Origin of the sequence: Serratia sp. Ser99 (assembly GCF_024519545.1) — a bacterium.
Lineage (GTDB): Bacteria > Pseudomonadota > Gammaproteobacteria > Enterobacterales > Enterobacteriaceae > Serratia > Serratia liquefaciens.
On the sequence record NZ_JALJRT010000009.1, the window covers coordinates 239,866 to 258,413 of the forward strand.

At 57.5% G+C, this 18,548-nt stretch carries 19 protein-coding genes and 1 tRNA gene; 16 read left to right on the forward strand and 4 right to left on the reverse strand.

Annotated features, from left to right (window positions below; genetic code table 11):
* The first annotated feature begins 23 nt into the window (after positions 1-23).
* The 8 genes from hpaD (at position 24) to hpaC (ending at position 8,068) form a co-directional block, all read left to right on the forward strand.
* Entirely contained in the window at positions 24-1,097 is a 1,074-nt protein-coding gene (gene hpaD / locus NR114_RS18625; protein WP_020825085.1) for a 3,4-dihydroxyphenylacetate 2,3-dioxygenase, read from the forward strand.
* A 51-nt stretch (positions 1,098-1,148) separates the two neighbouring features.
* Positions 1,149-1,535 (forward strand): 5-carboxymethyl-2-hydroxymuconate Delta-isomerase, encoded by a 387-nt coding sequence (locus tag NR114_RS18630; RefSeq protein ID WP_020825086.1) that lies wholly within the window; start codon positions 1,149-1,151, stop codon positions 1,533-1,535.
* A 10-nt stretch (positions 1,536-1,545) separates the two neighbouring features.
* Positions 1,546-2,349, forward strand: a complete 804-nt coding sequence (gene hpaH, locus NR114_RS18635; protein WP_020825087.1) for a 2-oxo-hept-4-ene-1,7-dioate hydratase — start codon at positions 1,546-1,548, stop codon at positions 2,347-2,349.
* Between the two features lie 46 nt (positions 2,350-2,395).
* Positions 2,396-3,190, forward strand: coding sequence for a 4-hydroxy-2-oxoheptanedioate aldolase (hpaI, locus tag NR114_RS18640; RefSeq protein ID WP_306217710.1), 795 nt, complete (start codon positions 2,396-2,398; stop codon positions 3,188-3,190).
* A gap of 30 nt (positions 3,191-3,220) precedes the next feature.
* Complete coding sequence (gene hpaX / locus NR114_RS18645) at positions 3,221-4,591, forward strand: 4-hydroxyphenylacetate permease (RefSeq protein WP_020825089.1); 1,371 nt, start codon at positions 3,221-3,223, stop codon at positions 4,589-4,591.
* Between the two features lie 157 nt (positions 4,592-4,748).
* The gene (gene hpaA / locus NR114_RS18650; RefSeq protein ID WP_020825090.1) at positions 4,749-5,657 is read left to right on the forward strand and encodes a 4-hydroxyphenylacetate catabolism regulatory protein HpaA; all 909 of its coding nucleotides are present in this window, start codon (positions 4,749-4,751) and stop codon (positions 5,655-5,657) included.
* Between the two features lie 315 nt (positions 5,658-5,972).
* Positions 5,973-7,535, forward strand: coding sequence for a 4-hydroxyphenylacetate 3-monooxygenase, oxygenase component (gene hpaB / locus NR114_RS18655; RefSeq protein ID WP_115060186.1), 1,563 nt, complete (start codon positions 5,973-5,975; stop codon positions 7,533-7,535).
* 17 nt (positions 7,536-7,552) lie between these two features.
* A complete protein-coding gene (gene hpaC / locus NR114_RS18660) occupies positions 7,553-8,068 on the forward strand; it encodes a 4-hydroxyphenylacetate 3-monooxygenase, reductase component (RefSeq protein WP_020825092.1) in 516 nt (171 codons plus the stop codon).
* A gap of 37 nt (positions 8,069-8,105) precedes the next feature.
* On the opposite strand, the gene ampH is transcribed toward hpaC, so the two are convergent.
* Together ampH and NR114_RS18670 are read right to left on the reverse strand one after the other, a co-directional pair.
* Positions 8,106-9,248, reverse strand: coding sequence for a D-alanyl-D-alanine-carboxypeptidase/endopeptidase AmpH (gene ampH / locus NR114_RS18665; RefSeq protein ID WP_020825093.1), 1,143 nt, complete (start codon positions 9,246-9,248; stop codon positions 8,106-8,108).
* 327 nt (positions 9,249-9,575) lie between these two features.
* Complete coding sequence (locus NR114_RS18670; protein ID WP_020825094.1) at positions 9,576-10,334, reverse strand: FadR/GntR family transcriptional regulator; 759 nt, start codon at positions 10,332-10,334, stop codon at positions 9,576-9,578.
* Positions 10,335-10,569: 235 nt separating this feature from the next.
* On the opposite strand from NR114_RS18670, the gene NR114_RS18675 reads away from it, so the two are divergent.
* The 7 genes from NR114_RS18675 to fucP are packed head-to-tail and all read left to right on the forward strand — an operon-like array spanning position 10,570 to position 16,731.
* Positions 10,570-11,310, forward strand: coding sequence for an SDR family oxidoreductase (locus NR114_RS18675; RefSeq protein ID WP_020825095.1), 741 nt, complete (start codon positions 10,570-10,572; stop codon positions 11,308-11,310).
* A 38-nt stretch (positions 11,311-11,348) separates the two neighbouring features.
* Positions 11,349-12,194, forward strand: coding sequence for a fumarylacetoacetate hydrolase family protein (locus tag NR114_RS18680; protein ID WP_041414170.1), 846 nt, complete (start codon positions 11,349-11,351; stop codon positions 12,192-12,194).
* Between the two features lie 14 nt (positions 12,195-12,208).
* Complete coding sequence (locus NR114_RS18685; RefSeq protein ID WP_048762886.1) at positions 12,209-13,486, forward strand: L-fuconate dehydratase; 1,278 nt, start codon at positions 12,209-12,211, stop codon at positions 13,484-13,486.
* A gap of 14 nt (positions 13,487-13,500) precedes the next feature.
* A complete protein-coding gene (locus NR114_RS18690; RefSeq protein ID WP_234530356.1) occupies positions 13,501-14,364 on the forward strand; it encodes an amidohydrolase in 864 nt (287 codons plus the stop codon).
* On the forward strand, positions 14,342-15,118 hold the full coding sequence (locus tag NR114_RS18695; protein WP_234530357.1) for an SDR family oxidoreductase: 777 nt from the start codon (positions 14,342-14,344) through the stop codon (positions 15,116-15,118). The genes NR114_RS18690 and NR114_RS18695 overlap by 23 nt, the downstream gene beginning before the upstream one ends.
* Positions 15,115-15,474: an L-rhamnose mutarotase gene (locus tag NR114_RS18700; RefSeq protein WP_174573709.1), complete on the forward strand. Its 360-nt coding sequence runs from the start codon at positions 15,115-15,117 to the stop codon at positions 15,472-15,474. Before NR114_RS18695 ends, NR114_RS18700 begins: the two co-directional genes overlap by 4 nt.
* A gap of 27 nt (positions 15,475-15,501) precedes the next feature.
* Positions 15,502-16,731, forward strand: a complete 1,230-nt coding sequence (gene fucP, locus NR114_RS18705; RefSeq protein ID WP_020825101.1) for an L-fucose:H+ symporter permease — start codon at positions 15,502-15,504, stop codon at positions 16,729-16,731.
* 17 nt (positions 16,732-16,748) lie between these two features.
* On the opposite strand, the gene NR114_RS18710 is transcribed toward fucP, so the two are convergent.
* Complete coding sequence (locus tag NR114_RS18710; protein ID WP_020825102.1) at positions 16,749-17,822, reverse strand: GGDEF domain-containing protein; 1,074 nt, start codon at positions 17,820-17,822, stop codon at positions 16,749-16,751.
* 263 nt (positions 17,823-18,085) lie between these two features.
* On the opposite strand from NR114_RS18710, the gene NR114_RS18715 reads away from it, so the two are divergent.
* The gene (locus NR114_RS18715; RefSeq protein ID WP_020825103.1) at positions 18,086-18,370 is read left to right on the forward strand and encodes a DUF1435 domain-containing protein; all 285 of its coding nucleotides are present in this window, start codon (positions 18,086-18,088) and stop codon (positions 18,368-18,370) included.
* Positions 18,371-18,457: 87 nt separating this feature from the next.
* Here the strand turns inward: NR114_RS18715 and NR114_RS18720 are convergent.
* Positions 18,458-18,544, reverse strand: a tRNA-Leu gene (locus tag NR114_RS18720).
* Between the last annotated feature and the right edge of the window lie 4 nt (positions 18,545-18,548).

An 18,548-nucleotide genomic window follows, 5' to 3' on the forward strand; every position in this document is an offset into this window, starting at 1 on the left:
TAAAAAAGAAGGAGATGAGAACAATGACGACCAAACTTACCACCGATGCTGTCCCTGCTCCCGATGTTGTGCGCTGCGCCTATATGGAAATTCAGGTCACCAACCTTAAAGCCGCGCGCGAATTCTACGTCGATATCCTGGGTCTGGTTGTGACCGCCGAGGACGAGAAAACCCTCTATCTGCGGTCGATGGAGGAGTTTATCCACCATAATCTGGTGCTGCGTGAAGGGCCGGTGGCTGCGGTTGCGGCCTTTGCCTTCCGGGTGCGTACGCCGGAAGACGTCGATCGGGCCGAAGCCTATTTCAAAGCGTTGGGTTGCCGTACCGAGCGTCGGGTGAATGGCTTCGCCAAAGGCATTGGCGATTCGGTGCGGGTAGAGGATCCGCTCGGCTTCCCGTACGAATTCTTCTACGACGTGCAGCACGTCGAGCGTCTGGCCTGGCGTTACGATCTCTACACGCCAGGGGCGCTGGTACGTCTCGACCACTTTAACCAGATCACGCCCGATGTTCCGCGTGCGGTGGAATACATCCAGGGCCTGGGGTTCCGCGTGACGGAAGATATCCGGGATGAAAATGGCGTGGTTTACGCCGCCTGGATGCGCCGCAAAGCCACGGTGCACGACACCGCGATGACCGGCGGCGCCGGGCCGCGTATGCACCATATTGCGTTCGCCACCCATGAAAAACACAACATTCTGGCCATCTGCGACAAGCTCGGCGCACTGCGTAAATCCGATTTGATCGAACGTGGTCCAGGCCGCCACGGCGTCTCTAACGCCTTCTATCTCTATCTGCGCGATCCCGATGGCCATCGCGTAGAAATCTATACCCAGGATTACTACACCGGCGATCCTGACAACCCGACCGTGAGCTGGGATGTGCACGATAACCAGCGCCGCGACTGGTGGGGCAACCCGGTAGTGCCAAGCTGGTACACCGAGGGGTCACTGGTGCTCGATCTCGATGGCCAACCGCAGCCGGTTATCGAACGCAACGCGCCAAGCGAAATGGCCGTCACCATTGGCGCGGATGGTTTTTCCTATACCCGTCAAGGCGATACAGAGAAAGGCTTTAAGCTCGGTAACACCCTGTAGCCCCCAACGCGCGGACAGGCGTTCGCGCAAATTCGTCTCCCGGAGATTGCTATGCCGCATTTTTATGCTGAATGCACCAATAACATCCGCGAAGAAGCCGAGCTCCCCGCGTTGTTCGCCAAGGTCAATCAGGCACTGGCGGACACCGGTATTTTTCCGCTGGCCGGAGTGCGCAGCCGCGCTATCTGGCTGGATACCTGGCAGATGGCCGACGGTAAGCACGATTACGCCTTCGTGCATATGACATTGAAGATTGGTCACGGCCGCAGCCTGGAAAGTCGTGAACAGGTGGGTGAGATGCTGTTTGCGCTGATCAAAGAACATTTTGCCGCGCTGATGGCCAGGCGCTATCTGGCGCTGTCCTTCACGATGGAAGAGCTGGATCCGGTGCTGAACTACAAGCAAAACAATGTCCACGCGCTATTTCGCCAAGGCTAAGGGGCCGTCAATGTTGAATAAAGAGCTGGTTAGTCGTGCCGTGCAGCGCTTGCATCAGGCGGAGCAAAACCGCGAGCAGATCCGCGCGCTGTCGCTGGATCATCCCGAGATCACCATTGAAGACGCTTACGCCATTCAGCGCCAGTGGGTAGAGCTGAAGATCGCCGAAGGGCGCAAACTCAAGGGCCATAAAATCGGCCTGACGTCGCGCGCCATGCAGGTCAGCTCCCAGATCTCCGAGCCGGATTACGGCGCGCTGCTGGACGACATGTTTTTCAACGATGGCAGCGATATTCCCATCGACCGTTTTATCGTGCCGCGCGTCGAGGTGGAGCTGGCCTTCGTGCTCGCCAAGCCGCTGCGCGGGCCAAACTGCACGCTGTTCGACGTTTATAACGCCACCGATTACATCATTCCGGCCCTGGAGATCATCGATGCGCGCAGCCATAACGTGGATCCCGAAACTCAGCGCCCGCGCAAGGTGTTCGACACCATTTCCGACAATGCCGCCAACGCCGGGGTGGTGATGGGCGGGCGGCCGATCAAACCGGACGCGTTGGATCTGCGTTGGATCAGCGCGTTGCTGTACCGCAACGGCGTGATTGAAGAGTCTGGCGTGGCGGCAGCGGTGCTGAACCATCCGGCCAACGGCGTGGCCTGGCTGGCCAACAAACTTTTCCCGTACGACGTAGAGCTGGAAGCCGGGCAGGTGATCCTCGGCGGTTCCTTCACCCGACCGGTTGCCGCCCGACGTGGCGACACCTTCCATGCGGATTATGGCCCGATGGGCTGCATCAGCTGTCGCTTTGTCTGATCGGCCCTTTCCCTGTGGGAGAGTGGAAAAACCAATGGAGAACACCATGTTAACCAACCCTTTCAAGCAGGCGTTGCAGGAAAAACGCCCGCAGATTGGCCTGTGGCTGGGGCTGTGCAGCAGCTACAGCGCAGAAATGCTGGCCGGGGCCGGTTTCGACTGGCTGCTGATCGACGGCGAACACGCGCCTAACAACGTACAAACGGTATTGGGCCAGCTGCAGGCCATCGCGCCTTATCCGAGTCATCCAGTGGTGCGTCCGGCATGGAATGATCCGGTGATGATCAAGCAACTGTTGGACGTTGGTGCGCAGACGCTGCTGATCCCGATGATCCAGAACGCAGAACAGGCGCGTGACGCGGTGCGAGCCACCCGTTATCCGCCGCATGGCATACGCGGCGTTGGCAGTGCGCTGGCTCGTGCTTCCCGCTGGAACAGGGTGCCGAATTACCTGCAACAGGCCGACGCGCAGATGTGCGTACTGGTGCAAATCGAAACCCGTGAGGCGGTGAAAAACCTGGATGCCATCCTGCAGGTGGAGGGGGTCGACGGGGTATTTATCGGCCCGGCGGATCTCAGTGCCGACATGGGGTTTTCCGGCAATCCACAGCAGCCGGAAGTGCAGCGTACTATCGACGACGCTATAGCACGCATCAGCGCCGCCGGTAAGGCAGCAGGCATTCTGACGGCCAACCCGGAACTGGCGCAGCACTATCTGGCGTCCGGCGCGCTGTTTGTCGCAGTAGGGGTGGATACCACCCTGCTGTCGCGAGCGGCGGAATCTTTGGCCAGCCGCTTTAAACAAGAGCTGCCGCCCGTACAGTCCCCGAGCGTTTATTAGGTTGCAGGCCGCCATCTTATTGGAGACACCATGAGCAACGTCGATTCGCTGCCGCCGGTCAACCCGGCGCAGCAACATAAAGCGTTAACCGCCGCCGAGCAATCGGTGATTAAAAAGTTATTTCGGCGACTGATTATTTTCCTGTTTGTGCTGTTTGTTTTCTCTTTCCTCGACCGCATCAACATCGGTTTCGCCGGGCTGACGATGGGCAAGGATCTCGGCCTGAGCTCGACCATGTTCGGCCTGGCGGCAACCTTGTTCTACGTCACCTATGTGATCTTCGGCATTCCGAGCAATATCATGCTGGGGATCGTCGGCGCGCGACGCTGGATCGCCACCATCATGGTGCTGTGGGGCATCGCCTCGACCTGCACGCTGTTCGCCACCGGGCCGACCAGCCTGTACCTATTGCGGATGATCGTAGGTATTACCGAGGCCGGTTTTCTGCCGGGGATTCTGGTGTATCTCACCTATTGGTTCCCGGCTTTTTACCGCGCTCGCGCCAACGCGCTGTTTATGATCGCCATGCCGGTAACCATGGCGATTGGCTCGTTGGTGTCCGGCTATATTCTGGCGCTGGACGGGCTGATGAACCTCAAAGGGTGGCAATGGCTGTTCCTGTTGGAGGGCATTCCTTCGGTGCTGTTGGGCGTGGTGGTGTGGTTCTACCTCGACGATACTCCTGCCAAGGCCAAATGGCTGACCGACGAGGAAAAGGCCAGTCTGAAGGCGATGATGGAGGCGGACAAACTGCAACTGGTGCAGCCCAATGGGCCGGGCAGCCATCGGGCATTGCAACAGCGCAGCCTGTGGCGGGAAATTTTCACCCCGATTGTGCTGATGTATACCCTGGCTTATTTCTGTCTGACCAACACCCTGAGCGCCATCAATATCTGGACGCCGCAGATCCTGCAGAGCTTCAATCAGAGCAGTAGCAACATTGTGATCGGTATTCTGGCGGCGATCCCGCAAGTCTGTACCATCGCCGGCATGGTGTGGTGGAGTAAGAGATCGGATCGGCTGCAAGAGCGCAAACACCATACCGCGCTGCCGTACCTGTTTGCCGCTGCCGGTTGGCTGCTGGCGTCGGCCACCGATCACAGCATGATCCAGCTGCTGGGGATCGTGATGGCGTCGGTGGGGTCGTTCACGGCGATGGCGATCTTCTGGACTACGCCGGATCAGTCCATCAGCCTCGAGGCGAGGGCGATTGGGATCGCGGTGATCAATGCCACCGGCAATATCGGATCGGCGGTCAGCCCGGTATTGATCGGCTGGTTTAAGGATCTGACCGGCAGCTTTAACTCTGGGCTGTATTTCGTTTCGGCGTTGTTGATCATCGGTGCCGTGATCGTGTGGCGGATCCCGATGCAGGGCTCGCGTCCACGGGCCACGCCATAAGCCTGATATTAGGCTATTTTACTTGCCATTTTGGCCTAGGGCAGTGCTCGGACCCCTTACGTACTGCGTGTACGCTCGGGTTCCTGCGCGCTGTCCATGGCCAAACTGCCTGCGACAATGACGCCTAATAAAAGGCTTATCACTGATCTCATCGCTGATGGAGGATGATGTGCAGAAAAGTACCGGTTTTATCGCCAATATCGATATCTGTAAAGAGTACGATGCGCGTTACGCCACCGACGAAGTGCACTATGAAACCTTCGCCGGACTGGCGGCGTTTTTTGGCCGCGATATGCAGGTGCATTGGCACGATCGGTTTTTCCAGATGCATTTTCTGGAGACCGGCAAGATTGAGCTGCAGCTGGACAGCCAGCACTATTCGGTGCAGGCACCGCTGTTCATCCTGACGCCGCCCTCGGTGCCCCATGCATTTTTCACCGAACCGGACAGCGACGGCCACGTGCTGACGGTACGCCAGGAGCTGATTTGGCCTTTGCTGGAGCGCCTCTACCCTGGCAGCAATCTGGCGTTGGACATGCCGGGCATTTGCCTTTCACTGGCGGATGCACCGCAGGAATTGACCGCGCTTAGCCATTACTGGGCGCTGATCCGGCGTGAGTTCAGCCAGAGGTTGGTGGGCCGCGAACAGACGCTGGTACTGTTGGCGCAGGCGGTGTTTACCCTGCTGTTGCGCAATACCACGCTGGAGGATACCGCCACCAGCGGCGTGCGTGGTGAGCTGAAGCTGTTCCAGCGTTTCAACAAGATGGTGGACGAACGTTTTCGCGATCACCTGGCGGTGCCGGACTATGCTCAGGCGCTCGGCGTCACCGAATCGCGGCTCAACGATTTGTGCCGACGGTTTGCCAATCAGCCCCCCAAACGTTTGATCTTCGATCGCCTGCTGCGCGAAGCCAAGCGCATGCTGCTATTCAGCGCCTGTACGGTGCATGAAACCGCCTACAGTCTGGGCTTTAAGGATCCGGCCTATTTCGCGCGTTTCTTCAATCGTCTGGAAGGCTGTTCACCCTCGACCTACCGCGCCGCGCAGCATCCCCTTTCATAACGGCGGAACACTGTATGGATCACAATTCGCGGCGATTGTGGCCAACCCGCCTGAAAAGTACCGGCGTTTGCCGCAAAAGTCTCTTCTCGAAACCGGCGCTGGAAGCTTCAATTAAGCAACCAAAAGAAAACATTTTATTAACAATAAAATGTTCAAACGATATTAGTGCTAGCCAAAATAGTTGGAGTTGCAGCAAGGCGACCAGTGAACGCATCCCGATGAGCTGACTTTGGTCAGTGATTCGGGTGAGGGAGCGCAGTCAACACCGCGGCAACTGCAAATATGAAGGATACGGCCGATTACGAGGAATGCTTAATGAAACCTGAAGACTTTCGTGCTGACAACAAACGCCCGTTCACCGGTGCCGAATACCTGAAAAGTTTGCAGGACGGCCGTGAGATTTATATCTACGGCGAACGAGTGAAAGATGTCACCACTCACCCGGCATTCCGTAATGCAGCGGCTTCGGTCGGTCAACTGTACGACGCGCTGCACGATCCGGTCAGCCAGGATCGCCTGTGCTGGAACACCGATACCGGCAACGGCGGTTACACTCACAAATTCTTCCGCTACGCCCGCAGCCCGGAAGAGATGCGCCAGCAGCGTGATGCTATCGCCGACTGGTCGCGCCAGAGTTACGGTTGGATGGGGCGCACCCCGGACTACAAAGCAGCCTTCGGGTGTGCGCTGGGGGCTTATCCCGAGTTTTATGGTCAGTTTGCCGATAACGCGCGCCACTGGTACAAACGCATTCAGGAAACCGGCCTGTACTTTAACCACGCTATCGTTAACCCACCGATTGACCGCCACAAGCCGGTCAACGAAGTGAAAGACGTTTACATTCAGGTGGAGAAAGAGACCGACGCGGGCATTATCGTCAGCGGGGCCAAGGTGGTGGCGACCAACTCTGCGCTGACCCACTATAACTTTATCGGTTTTGGTTCTGCCCAGGTGATGGGGGATAACCCGGACTTCGCGTTGATGTTTGTGGCGCCGATGGACGCCGAAGGGGTGAAGCTGATTTCTCGCGCCTCTTATGAGCTGGTGGCGGGTGCAACGGGATCCCCGTTCGATTATCCGCTTTCGAGCCGTTTCGATGAGAACGATGCGATCCTGATTATGGATCATGTGCTGATCCCGTGGGAAAACGTACTGATCTACCGCGATTTTGATCGTTGCCGTCGCTGGAGCACGCAAGGGGGCTTCGCTCGTTTGTTCCCGCTGCAGGCCTGTGTGCGCCTGGCGGTGAAGATGGACTTTATCACCGCGCTGCTGCAAAAAAGCCTGTCCTGTACCGGCGTGCTGGAGTTCCGTGGCGTACAGGCCGATCTTGGCGAAGTGGTGGCCTGGCGCAATATGTTCTGGTCACTGAGCGATGCGATGTGCGCCGAGGCCACCAAATGGGAAAACGGCGCTTATCTGCCGGATTCCACCGCGATGCAAACTTACCGCGTGATGGCACCAATGGCCTACACCAAGGTGAAGCACATTATCGAAAAGAACGTCACCAGCGGTTTGATTTATCTGCCGTCCAGCGTGCGCGACATGAATAACCCGGAGATCGATAAATACCTGGCGCGTTACGTGCGCGGATCCGACGGTATGGATCACGTTGAACGCATCAAGATCCTCAAGCTGATGTGGGATGCGATCGGCAGCGAATTCGGCGGTCGCCACGAGCTGTATGAGATCAACTACGCCGGCAGCCAGGATGAGATCCGCCTGCAGTGTCTGCGCAACGCACAGGGATCCGGCGCCATGAACCAGATGATGGAGATGGTCGACAAATGCCTGTCCGACTACGACCAGCACGGTTGGAAAGTGCCGCATCTGCATAATAATGGTGACATTAATCAGCTGGATAACTTGCTCAAGTGATCCTGAAGGAGGGGTGTATGTCTCAGGAAAATGAACACCGTTTGCTGTTTCGCGACGCGATGGCCAGCCTGTCCGCCGCGGTGAATATCGTCACTACCGACGGTCCTGCGGGGCGCTGCGGCATTACCGCCACCGCCGTGTGCTCGGTGACCGATACGCCGCCGACGCTGCTGGTTTGCATTAACCGCAACAGCGCGATGAACCCGGTTTTCCAGGCGAATCAGCGTCTGTGCGTTAACGTGTTGAATCATGAGCAGGAGCTGATGGCGCGCCACTTCGCCGGTATGACCGAACTCAGCATGGAGGATCGTTTCCGTCTGGAGGAGTGGCAAAACGGCGCACTGAATCAGCCGGTGCTGCGTAACACGCTGGCCAGTCTGGAAGGGGAGATCGAGCAGATCCAGAGCATTGGCACCCATCAGGTTTATCTGGTGCAGATCCGCCAGATCCGGGTGAGTGCGGGCGGTAACGGCCTGATCTACTTCAAACGCAACTTCCATCCGGTGATGCACAAGATGGCGGCGTTAGTCTGAAAACGGCGGGGCGCACGGGCTGCGCCCCGTTACGGCATTAGCTTTTGTTGGTCGCCAACTCGGCGACCAGCCGGTTAACCGGATCGCTCATGTTGGTGAATTTACTCAGTTCCGAGCGGGTTACCACCACAAATACCCCAACGTTTTTCTGCGGGATCATCGCCATATAGGTGATAAAGCCACCGCCACCGCCGGTTTTCTGAATAATCCCCGGCAGTTCGCCGTTCGGCGCCATATACACCCATCCCAATCCCAGGGCGCTGGCTTCACCCGGCACATCCATCCCTTTGAGCGAAACCAGATCGTTACGCTGGAAGTACATGGTCTGCTCACTGGCCGCGGTTGATTTGCGTGGGCCGGAGACGTTGGAAGTGAGGAACTGTTGCATCCAGCGCTGCATATCGCGTGGGGTAGAGTAAACGCCGCCGCTGCCGGCCGCGGCCGTGGTATCGCGGCAGGCGCTAGGGCCGGCTGAGGCAACCATCAGCCGTGAGCACTGCTCGGCACTGGGGGTCAGGGTGGTGTCGACCATACCGAGCGGCGCGGTGATTTTTTCTTTCAGCAGGGCGCTGTAAGGTTTACCCGCCGCTCGTGACAGCGCATCCGCCAGCAGGTCATACGCCAGGTTGGAATAAGAGGCACGTACGCCCGGCGGTACCGTCACGTTGGCATGCTCCAGCCACTGCCAGCGCTGCGCTTTGGTCGGCCAGGTGAACACCGGCGTTTTAGGCGGTTTCTTGCCCGGTTGCTCACGCGGCAGTGCGCTGGTGTGGGTGGCCAGGTTCAGCAAGGTGATCGGCTGGCGAGCGTTATAAGCCGGTACGTAGGCACCGGACGGGGCGTATTTGCGCAGCGGATCGGTGAGTTTGACCCGGCCTTCCGCCGCCATTTTTACCATTACTTCGCTGGTCATCAGCTTGGTGATCGAGGCGATGCGGATCAGAGAATCCGGGCGCGGACGCAGGTTGTTACCGGGTTTGGTGTCGCCAAAACTGCGGTTAACCACCTGATTGCCGTCGATCACTACCAGCGCCATGCCGGTGGCGCCGCTGTTGTAGAAAATGTGCTCGGCATATTGGTCGACGATTTGCGAAGCCAGCTGCGGGGCGGCGGCCTGCGCGGCCAGCGGCGCGGCACACAGGCTCAGCGCCAGCAATGAAGCGGAGAAAGAGTTCTTCAACGATGGTTATCCATTTTAAAAGGCAGCAGTGAAAGGGCCTATACCCGTCGTCTTTCAAGCCGCAGCGTTCAAATCCGTTTCCGACAGATTTGTCACTCATCCCAGTTACTGTAGGGGGCGAATATATTCGCCCCGATTAATGCGGGCGCAGCATGCGGCGCCTCTACAAAAGCTGGGGATGAGCGAGCAGGTCGCCTAGCTGCAACTTGAAAGCCATAGGGTGCAATGCAATATGCTGTCAGTGTAATGTGCCTGAGCCTTGGCTGCATGTGGAAAAAAGGCGGTTTGAGAAAAAATTTCTCACCGCCCTGATGCCGACCAATCGTCCTACTGCGCGCGGGCGAAAATGGCGATCACTTCGTCCAGATGCGCTTTCATCGCCTTGCGTGCGCCACGCACGTCACGCGCCTCGATAGCGGCCAGAATTTCCCGGTGTTCCTGCTCGGAACGGTGCGGCATGTCATCCGGCGTATAGTGACGCTGAAGTACGCGGAACATGCTGCCGTAGCGGTGGCCGAGCAGGTGGCCGATGATAAAGGCATAAGCTGGGTTGCCGCTGGCCTGGGCGATGCGGATATGGAACAGCCGATCGCCGGGATGGGTGGCCGATCCCGCGCGGTTATCACGACAGTTTTGCTCGTAGGCCTCACGGATGCCCGCCAGTTCCTGATCGGTGGCGTGCCGTGCCGCCAGTGCCGCCGTTTCGGGTTCGATCAACAGGCGGGTTTGCAGCAGTGAGAACGGCGGCAGCTCGGCGTTAAAATCCAGCTCGATATTCAATTCATCATCGATTTCCGCCCACTGATCCCGGCCGGCCTGGGCCATCACCGGCTCTTGCGATGTCATCACCGGCGTTTGCGCCCGGACGATCACCCCATTGCCGACTTTGACATCCACCAGGCCAATCACTTCCAGCGCGATCAGCGCCTCTCGAACGGAGGCCCGGCTAACCTGTAACTGCTGGGCCAGATCGCGTTCGGAGGGCAGTCGGCTGCCGGGAGGAAATTCATTGTTATCGATAAGCCGTTTCAATTGGTCGGCTATCTGTCTGTAAATACGAGGGTTTTCCAGTCGGGTGATCGGCATTTTTTACCTTGGCCTTTTCCGTGTTAAGTGATTCAGCGCACAGTTATTAGTCAAACCGCTTGAGTAATCGTTATTCAAGTGTAAAAAATTGGTTAATCAAAAAGCTGTTCCAAGTGTATCTCATAACATTCTCACCAAACCATAACGCGTAAAGCGTCTTTTGTCATGTTAAAGGCCTGACCTTTAATTGCCCCGAGTGGCCTGACCATTAGACCTTTAAGTCAAGGGAGCGAAAATGAATTTAACCGGAAAACGCGTGCTGATCACCGCCGCCGGCCAGGGGATTGGCTTCAGTACCGCCAAACTTTTTGCTGAGGCAGGCGCGCAAGTCATTGCCACCGACATCAACACCGAGCAACTGCAGGGTTTGCCCGGCATCGAGCCAATGACGCTTAACGTCACCGATGCCGCGGCGATTGCGGCAGCGGCGGAAAGCCTTGGTCCGATCGACGTGCTGTTCAACTGCGCCGGCGTGGTACACAGCGGATCAATCCTGGAGTGCAGTGAGGATCAGTGGGCATTTGCGCTGGATCTGAATGTGACCGCGATGTACCGCATGATCCGCGCCTTTCTGCCCGGCATGCTGGCGCGAAAAAACGGGTCGATTATCAATATGTCCTCGGTGGCTTCCAGCGTGAAAGGAGTGCCTAACCGCTTTGCCTACAGCGCCACCAAGGCGGCGGTAATCGGCCTGACGCGTTCGGTGGCGGCGGATTACGTCACTCAGGGCATCCGTTGCAACGCCATTTGTCCCGGCACGGTGGAGTCGCCTTCGCTGCGGCAGCGCATCGCCGAGCAGGCGCGCGAGCAGGGACGTAGCGAAGAAGAGGTGTACCAGGCGTTTGTGGCTCGTCAACCGATTGGCCGTATCGGCACCACCGGCGAGATCGCCCAATTGGCGCTGTATCTGGCCTCCGACGCCAGCTCCTACACCACAGGGACGGTACAGATTATCGATGGCGGCTGGAGCAACTGAGGCCAGGCGCTTTGGAACATTTTTAGAGTGAGGACATCATGAAACTTTTACGTTACGGCGCACCGGGACAGGAACGCCCAGGAATATTGGATCCGCACGGGCAGATCCGCGATCTGTCGCAGCATATTGCTGACCTGAGCGGAGATGCGTTGCTGCCGGCGGCCTTGGACAAACTGCGTGCACTGGACATCAACCAACTGCCGCGGGTGGAAGGACAACCGCGACTGGGGCCGTGCGTGGGCCACATCGGCAAATTTATCTGCATTGGCCTCAATTATGCCGACCATGCGGCGGAAACCGGCGCGGCGATCCCCTCCGAGCCGGTAGTTTTCAACAAATGGACCAGCGCGGTGGTCGGGCCGAACGATGAGGTACAAATCCCGCGTGACTCGCTTAAAACAGACTGGGAAGTGGAGCTGGGCGTGATTATTGGCCAGGGCGGACGCTACATCAGCGAACAGGACGCGATGCGCCACGTCGCCGGTTACTGCGTGATTAACGACGTTTCGGAGCGTGAATTCCAGATTGAACGCGGCGGTACCTGGGACAAAGGCAAAGGCTGCGACACCTTTGGCCCCACCGGCCCCTGGCTGGTGACCGCCGACGAAATTGCCGATCCCCATAGCCTGAACCTGTGGCTGGAGGTGGACGGCAAGCGTTATCAGGACGGCAACACCAGCACCATGATCTTCCGCATTCCGCAAATTATCAGTTACCTGAGCCGTTTTATGAGCCTGCAACCGGGCGATGTGATTTCGACCGGTACGCCGCCGGGCGTCGGCATGGGGCAGAAACCCACGCCTCTCTACCTGAAAGCCGGACAGACGATGCGGCTGGGTATCGAGGGATTGGGTGAACAGCGTCAAACAACCGTACAGGCCTGATGGGGAGCATTGCCATGACAACGATTACCGCACTGCGGGTGGAAGATATTCGCTTCCCGACTTCACTGGCGCTGGACGGATCCGATGCGATGAATCCGGATCCCGACTACTCCGCCGCTTATGTGATCCTGGAGACCGATCGCGCCGATCTGAGCGGCCACGGGCTGACTTTTACCATTGGCCGCGGCAATGAGATCTGCTGCGCGGCGATCCGCGCGCTGGAGCACCAGATCGTCGGTGTCACTCTGGAAGAGATCGCCGCCGATATGGGGGCCTTTTGGCGTCGTTTTACCAGCGACAGCCAACTGCGTTGGATCGGGCCGGACAAGGGGGCGATCCACCTGGCGACCGGCGCGGTGATCAACGCGGTTTGGGATCTGTGGGCCAAAGCCGAGGGGAAGCCGGTGTGGCGGCTGGTGGCGGAGATGACGCCAGAGGAACTGGTGCGCTGCATCGATTTTCGCTACATCACCGACTGCATTACGCCACAGGAGGCGCTCACGCTGCTCAAACAGCGGGCACAGGGTAAAGAGCAGCGTCTGGAACGGCTGCTGGAGGAAGGCTACCCCTGTTACACCACCTCCGCCGGGTGGCTGGGCTACCCGGACGACAAGCTGCGTCGGCTGTGTCAGGAAGCGGTCGATGCCGGTTTCTCCTACCTGAAGCTGAAGGTGGGGCGCGATCTGGAAGACGATATCCGCCGCGTGCGCATTGCTCGCGAGGTCATCGGCCCCGATCGTCAACTGATGATCGACGCCAATCAGGTCTGGGAGGTCAACGACGCCATCCCTTGGGTTAAACATCTGGCATTCGCCAAGCCCTGGTTTATCGAAGAGCCCACCAGCCCGGATGATGTCGAAGGGCACCGTCGCATTCGCGAAGGGGTTCATCCGGTCAAGGTTGCCACCGGCGAGATGTGCCAAAACCGCATTATGTTCAAGCAGTTCATCATGCGTGAAGCGATTGACGTGGTGCAGATCGACGCCTGTCGCCTGGGGGGCGTCAATGAAGTGCTGGCGGTGATGCTGATGGCGGCCAAATACAACCTCCCGGTGTGTCCGCATGCCGGAGGTGTGGGGCTGTGTGAATACGTTCAGCATCTGTCGATGATCGACTATCTGTGCATTGCCGGTACACACGAAGGACGGGTGATCGAATACGTGGATCACTTACATGAACACTTTGTTCACCCTTGCGACGTCAAGGGGGCGGCCTATATGCCGCCACGTCATCCGGGTTACTCGATCGAGATGCACGCGTCATCGCTCGAACAGTATCGGTTCCGCGGTTGAGCGGGAAACAGCCCATGCTGCGCATCGATGCCCACCAACATTACTGGCAATACCATCCGCAACGCTACCCGTGGATCAGCGAGCAGATGGCGGTGCTGCAGCAGGACTTTGGTCCGGCGCAGCTTGATCCGTTGCTGCAACGCCACGGTTTTGACGGTGCGCTGGTGGTGCAGGCCCGCCATGGCGAGCAGGAAACACAGGCACTGTTGGCACAGGTGCAGCAGAGCCGTGGCGTCTGCGGGGTAGTGGGCTGGCTGGACATCACTGCGCCGCAGCTGGCGCAGCGGCTTGGTGAATGGCGGCAGCAGCCTCTGCTGCGTGGCCTGCGTCATCTGGTGCAGGATGAACCGCAGCCGGACGCCTGGCTGGCGCGGCCGGAAGTGCGGCGCGGCATGCAGATGCTGCAGCGGCAGGGCTATGTCTACGACATGTTGGTCACCCACCGGCACTTGACGGCGGCGGCGCAGTTTGCCGCTGAACATGACGACTACTGGTTGGTATTGGACCATCTCGGTAAACCGGATATCGCTTTGGGCGCAAAGCACTGGGCACAGCAAATCAAGCCGTTGGCGGCATTGGGCCATGTGGTCTGCAAACTGTCGGGGCTTATCACCGAAGTGCCCGGTGGCCGGTGGCAGGCATCGCAGCTGCTGCCGTTTTTTGATGCGGCGCTGGAGGCATTCGGCCCGCAGCGGCTGATGTTCGGTTCCGACTGGCCGGTGTGCCTGCTGGCCGGGGACTATGGCCAGGTTTATCAACTGAGTGAGCAGGCGATCGCCACGCTGAGTCCTTCGCAACAGGCGGAGATTTGGGGCGGTACCGCCTGCCGAATTTATGGCTTAACGGAGTCTGGTTATGGATCTGTATCTGAAAGATAAGGTGGTGATCGTCACCGGCGGCGGTTCCGGCATCGGTGCGGCCATCACCCTGCTGCTGGCGGAGGAAGGGGCGATCCCGGTGATTGTCACCAACGCTGCGCCAGAGGCGGAGTTTCTGGCGCAGCTACGGCAGTTGCAGCCGCAGAGTGCGGTGATCATCACCGACTTATGCGAAGAGCAGGATTGTCGACGGGCGGTGGCACAAACGCAAGAGACCTTCGGCCGCATCGATGCGCTGGTGAATAACGCCGGTGTTAACGATGGCGTGGGGTTGGAGGCCGGCCGCGAGGCCTTTGTCGGATCGCTGGAGAAAAACCTGATCCATTACTACCTGATGGCGCATCTGTGTCAGTCGGCGCTGCAAAACAGCAAGGGGGCCATCGTCAACATCGCTTCCAAAACGGCCCTGAGCGGGCAGGGCGACACCAGCGGTTATACCGCCGCCAAGGGCGCCGTGCTGGCGTTGACCCGCGAGTGGGCGGTGTCGCTGCGCCATGAAGGCGTACGGGTGAATGCGGTGGTTCCGGCGGAGGTGATCACACCGCAGTATCAGCGCTGGATCAGTACCTTCGAGCAGCCGGAACAGCAGCTCGAGAAAATTACCGCACGCATTCCTCTCGAACATCGGATGACCACGCCGCAGGAAATCGCCAACACCGTGGTGTTTTTGATTTCATCGCGTTCGTCGCACACCACCGGGCAATGGCTGTCGGTGGATGGCGGTTATCTGCATCTTGATCGGGCGATCACATGAGTGGCGCGGCGGACAGGGGACGGCGCTTTTGTCAGGCGCTCGATCTGGTCGACTCACCGGCGCTGATCGAGGAGTACCTGCACCATCACCAGCGTATCTGGCCGGAGATTGCCGCATATCTGCGAGAGCACGGCATTTTGGATATGGAGATTTATCGGCTGGGTACCCGGCTGTTCATGATTGTTGACGTTAGTACCGAGTTCGATGCCGCGCGGTTTGCCGCCGCCGGCCTGAGCAACCCCCACGTGCAGCGCTGGGAAGCCCTGATGTGGCAATACCAGGTCGCCACCCCCTGGACGCCAAAAGGCGAAAAATGGGTGGAGATGGAGCAGATATTTTCTTTGCAAAAACAATAACATCGTTACCCTACCGAGGATATATCAATGCTTGCTGAAAAAAGTGCGGCCCCGCCACAGCTGGGCGTCAAGTCAACCGCCAACCTGCGCTGGGCTTTTATTCTGGTCACCAGCCTGTTCTTTATGTGGGGGCTGTCGTATGGCCTGTTGGACGTATTAAACAAACACTTCCAGGAGACATTGCACGTTACCAAGGCGCAGTCGGGATTATTGCAGGCGGCATATTTCGGCGCCTACTTCCTGGTGGCGCTGCCCGCCGGCTATTTTATGGATAAGAAAGGGTACAAGGCCGGAATTTTGGTCGGGCTGTGCCTGTATGCGCTGGGGGCGTTGCTGTTTGTGCCGGCGGCATCCGCCAACAGCTTCGCCATGTTCCTGTTCGCGCTGTTTGTCATTGCCTGTGGACTGGGCTGCCTGGAAACGGCGGCCAACCCTTATGCCACGGTACTGGGCGACGCGAAGGGGGCCGAACGGCGGCTGAACCTTTCCCAGTCGTTTAACGGTCTGGGGCAGTTTATCGGCCCGATGATCGGCGGCACGCTGTTTTTCTCTGCCACCCAAGGGGCGAGCAGCGGCGACCAGAGCGCGGTGAAGATGACCTATGTGGCGATCGCCGTGCTGGTGCTGCTGATTGCCTTTTTGTTCGGCCGCACCCGGCTGCCGGACATTCGTGAGGAAGAGCAACCGGAACACGGTGAAATCGCTCAGGGGCTATGGCAGCACAAACACTTTGTCGGCGGGGTGATCACCCAGTTCTTCTATGTGGCAGCCCAGGTTGGCGTCGGTGCATTCTTTATCAACTACGCCACCGAACACTGGAACGAAGTGTCCAACCAAAGTGCGTCCTACTTGCTTTCTATCGCCATGATTTGCTTTATGGTCGGGCGCTTCTTCAGCACCTGGCTGATGGGCCGGGTCAAGCCGGCCACGTTGCTGATGATCTACTCGCTGATTAACATTGCGCTGTGTGGCGTGGTGATGCTCAGCCTGGATGGGGTCTCGGTGGTGGCATTGATCGCGGTGTTCTTCTTTATGTCGATCATGTTCCCGACCATTTTCGCCCTGGGGGTGAAAAACATGGGCAAACACACCAAGCGCGCCAGCTCCTTTATGATCATGGCGATCGTCGGGGGGGCCATCATGCCTTACTTTATGGGGGCGCTGGCGGACAAATACAGTACGGCACTGTCGTATGTGCTGCCGCTGTTGTGCTTCGGCGTGGTGTTTGTTTACGGTTTGCAGCAGCGCCGTCGCTAAAAGTCTGGCCCGCCGGCTCAGACAGCGGCGGGCTGCACGCTAGGCGCCAACTGAATATTATTGCGGCCGTTGTTTTTCGCCTGATACAAGGCGGCATCGGCCGCACGGATCGCCGAGGACACGTCAAGTTTGTCCAAGGCGGAGATCCCGGCGCTGAGCGTCACAGTGGTGCTTTCCAACTGGTTGAAGCGATGGGGGATTTTTAATCCCTGCACCCGCAGCCGCACCCGTTCGGCCAACTGGGTGGCGTAATCCTCGCTGACGTTGGTCAGCAGCACCAGAAACTCTTCCCCGCCGTAGCGCACCACAATATCGCGAGAACGCACCGAATCGCGGATGGTGATGGCAACCTGCACCAGCGCCTGATCGCCCATGGTATGACCATAGTTATCGTTATAAGCCTTGAAATGGTCGATATCGAGTAACACCACGAAATGACAACCCGACGGCGGTACCGTCAGCATATTGATTTTATTTTCCAGTCCCCGTCGGTTATAAAGCCCGGTTAAGGGATCGATCATGCTCAAATTGCTGAACCGGTCCCGTTCGTTATACAGATTGGCTACCAGCGTTTGGGTAAAAAGCTCGCTGCGTTTGAGCATCAGATGATGAATAGAGAATGCGATAATCGGCAATACCGTGGTGAATACGATCCTGGTGGTATTGTGCATACCGTCCAGTAATAGAATAACCAGGGCGGAAGGCACGGCGTGCAGGCAAAAAGCGATAAAGTTATCGGTTAAGGCAATGGCGCTGATAAAAAACATACTGAACAGACTAATTAATAGAAAACTTTGGTTGTTCGGCGCACAGTACTGACTTTTAACGTAAATATGGGCAGCCCACAGCAAGCCAAGCACGCAGGAAAATAGATTCAATTTTTTGACGTATAACCGTGGAGACTGCAAGGTAAATAACAGCGCCACCAGACAAAATATCGGTATACCTAATAAAGGTAGGGTAAAAGCTGGCTTGTCATTAAATGGGACCAATAATGTAAATATGGAAGAGGCCGCGTTCATTAACAAAAATAAAAATAATGATAAGCGGTGTTTGCTGTTCAGCAGTTCCTGATAAGAACGCGCGTTCATACGGAGTTCACTCTTCACAATATCGATCTGTCGAAAAATTAAGGTGGCGAAAAATTCTATCGGCGTGAATTAAACATTCGCATTGTATGGTTGTTGATTGTGATTATTAACATGCGAATAAGACTAAGAATTTTCTTATGGCAAACTATCATTTTTACACCGTTATGTCATCCGCGTTTGGTGGTTGCGGCGAAAATGATGCGCAGTGAAAAAAAGTGTTATATGATATTGGTTATCATTATCACTTGAAGGGTAGGGTTATCATGATTGCAGCCATGATTACCGCGTGTGGGTTGTGGGGCGTCAGTTGGTGCCTGGGCAATCGGCTGGCCAGCGCCTGGGGCGTTTTGTTGCCCTGCGCTTTAATGCCGTTACTGGCATTGATCAACCTGGATATGATGCAACTGCGTACGCTGATTGTGATCGCCATGCTGGCGACGCTGGTGATGTTGTTCAACAGCCGCTGGCGGCATTACCTGCTGCTGCCTTCCTGTATGGCATTGGCTGGGGGATTGGCGGCGATCAGCCTGAATTTCAATCTGGGATAAAAACGCAAAAATCACGCTATCGCGTGTTGGTTATCGTTTCGATTGGGAATAGCTTTGGGGGGAGGGCTTCCGAAGAGATTTATCGATTGGTGCGAAGAGAGGGACTTGAACCCTCACGTCCGTAAGAACACTAACACCTGAAGCTAGCGCGTCTACCAATTCCGCCACCTTCGCACAG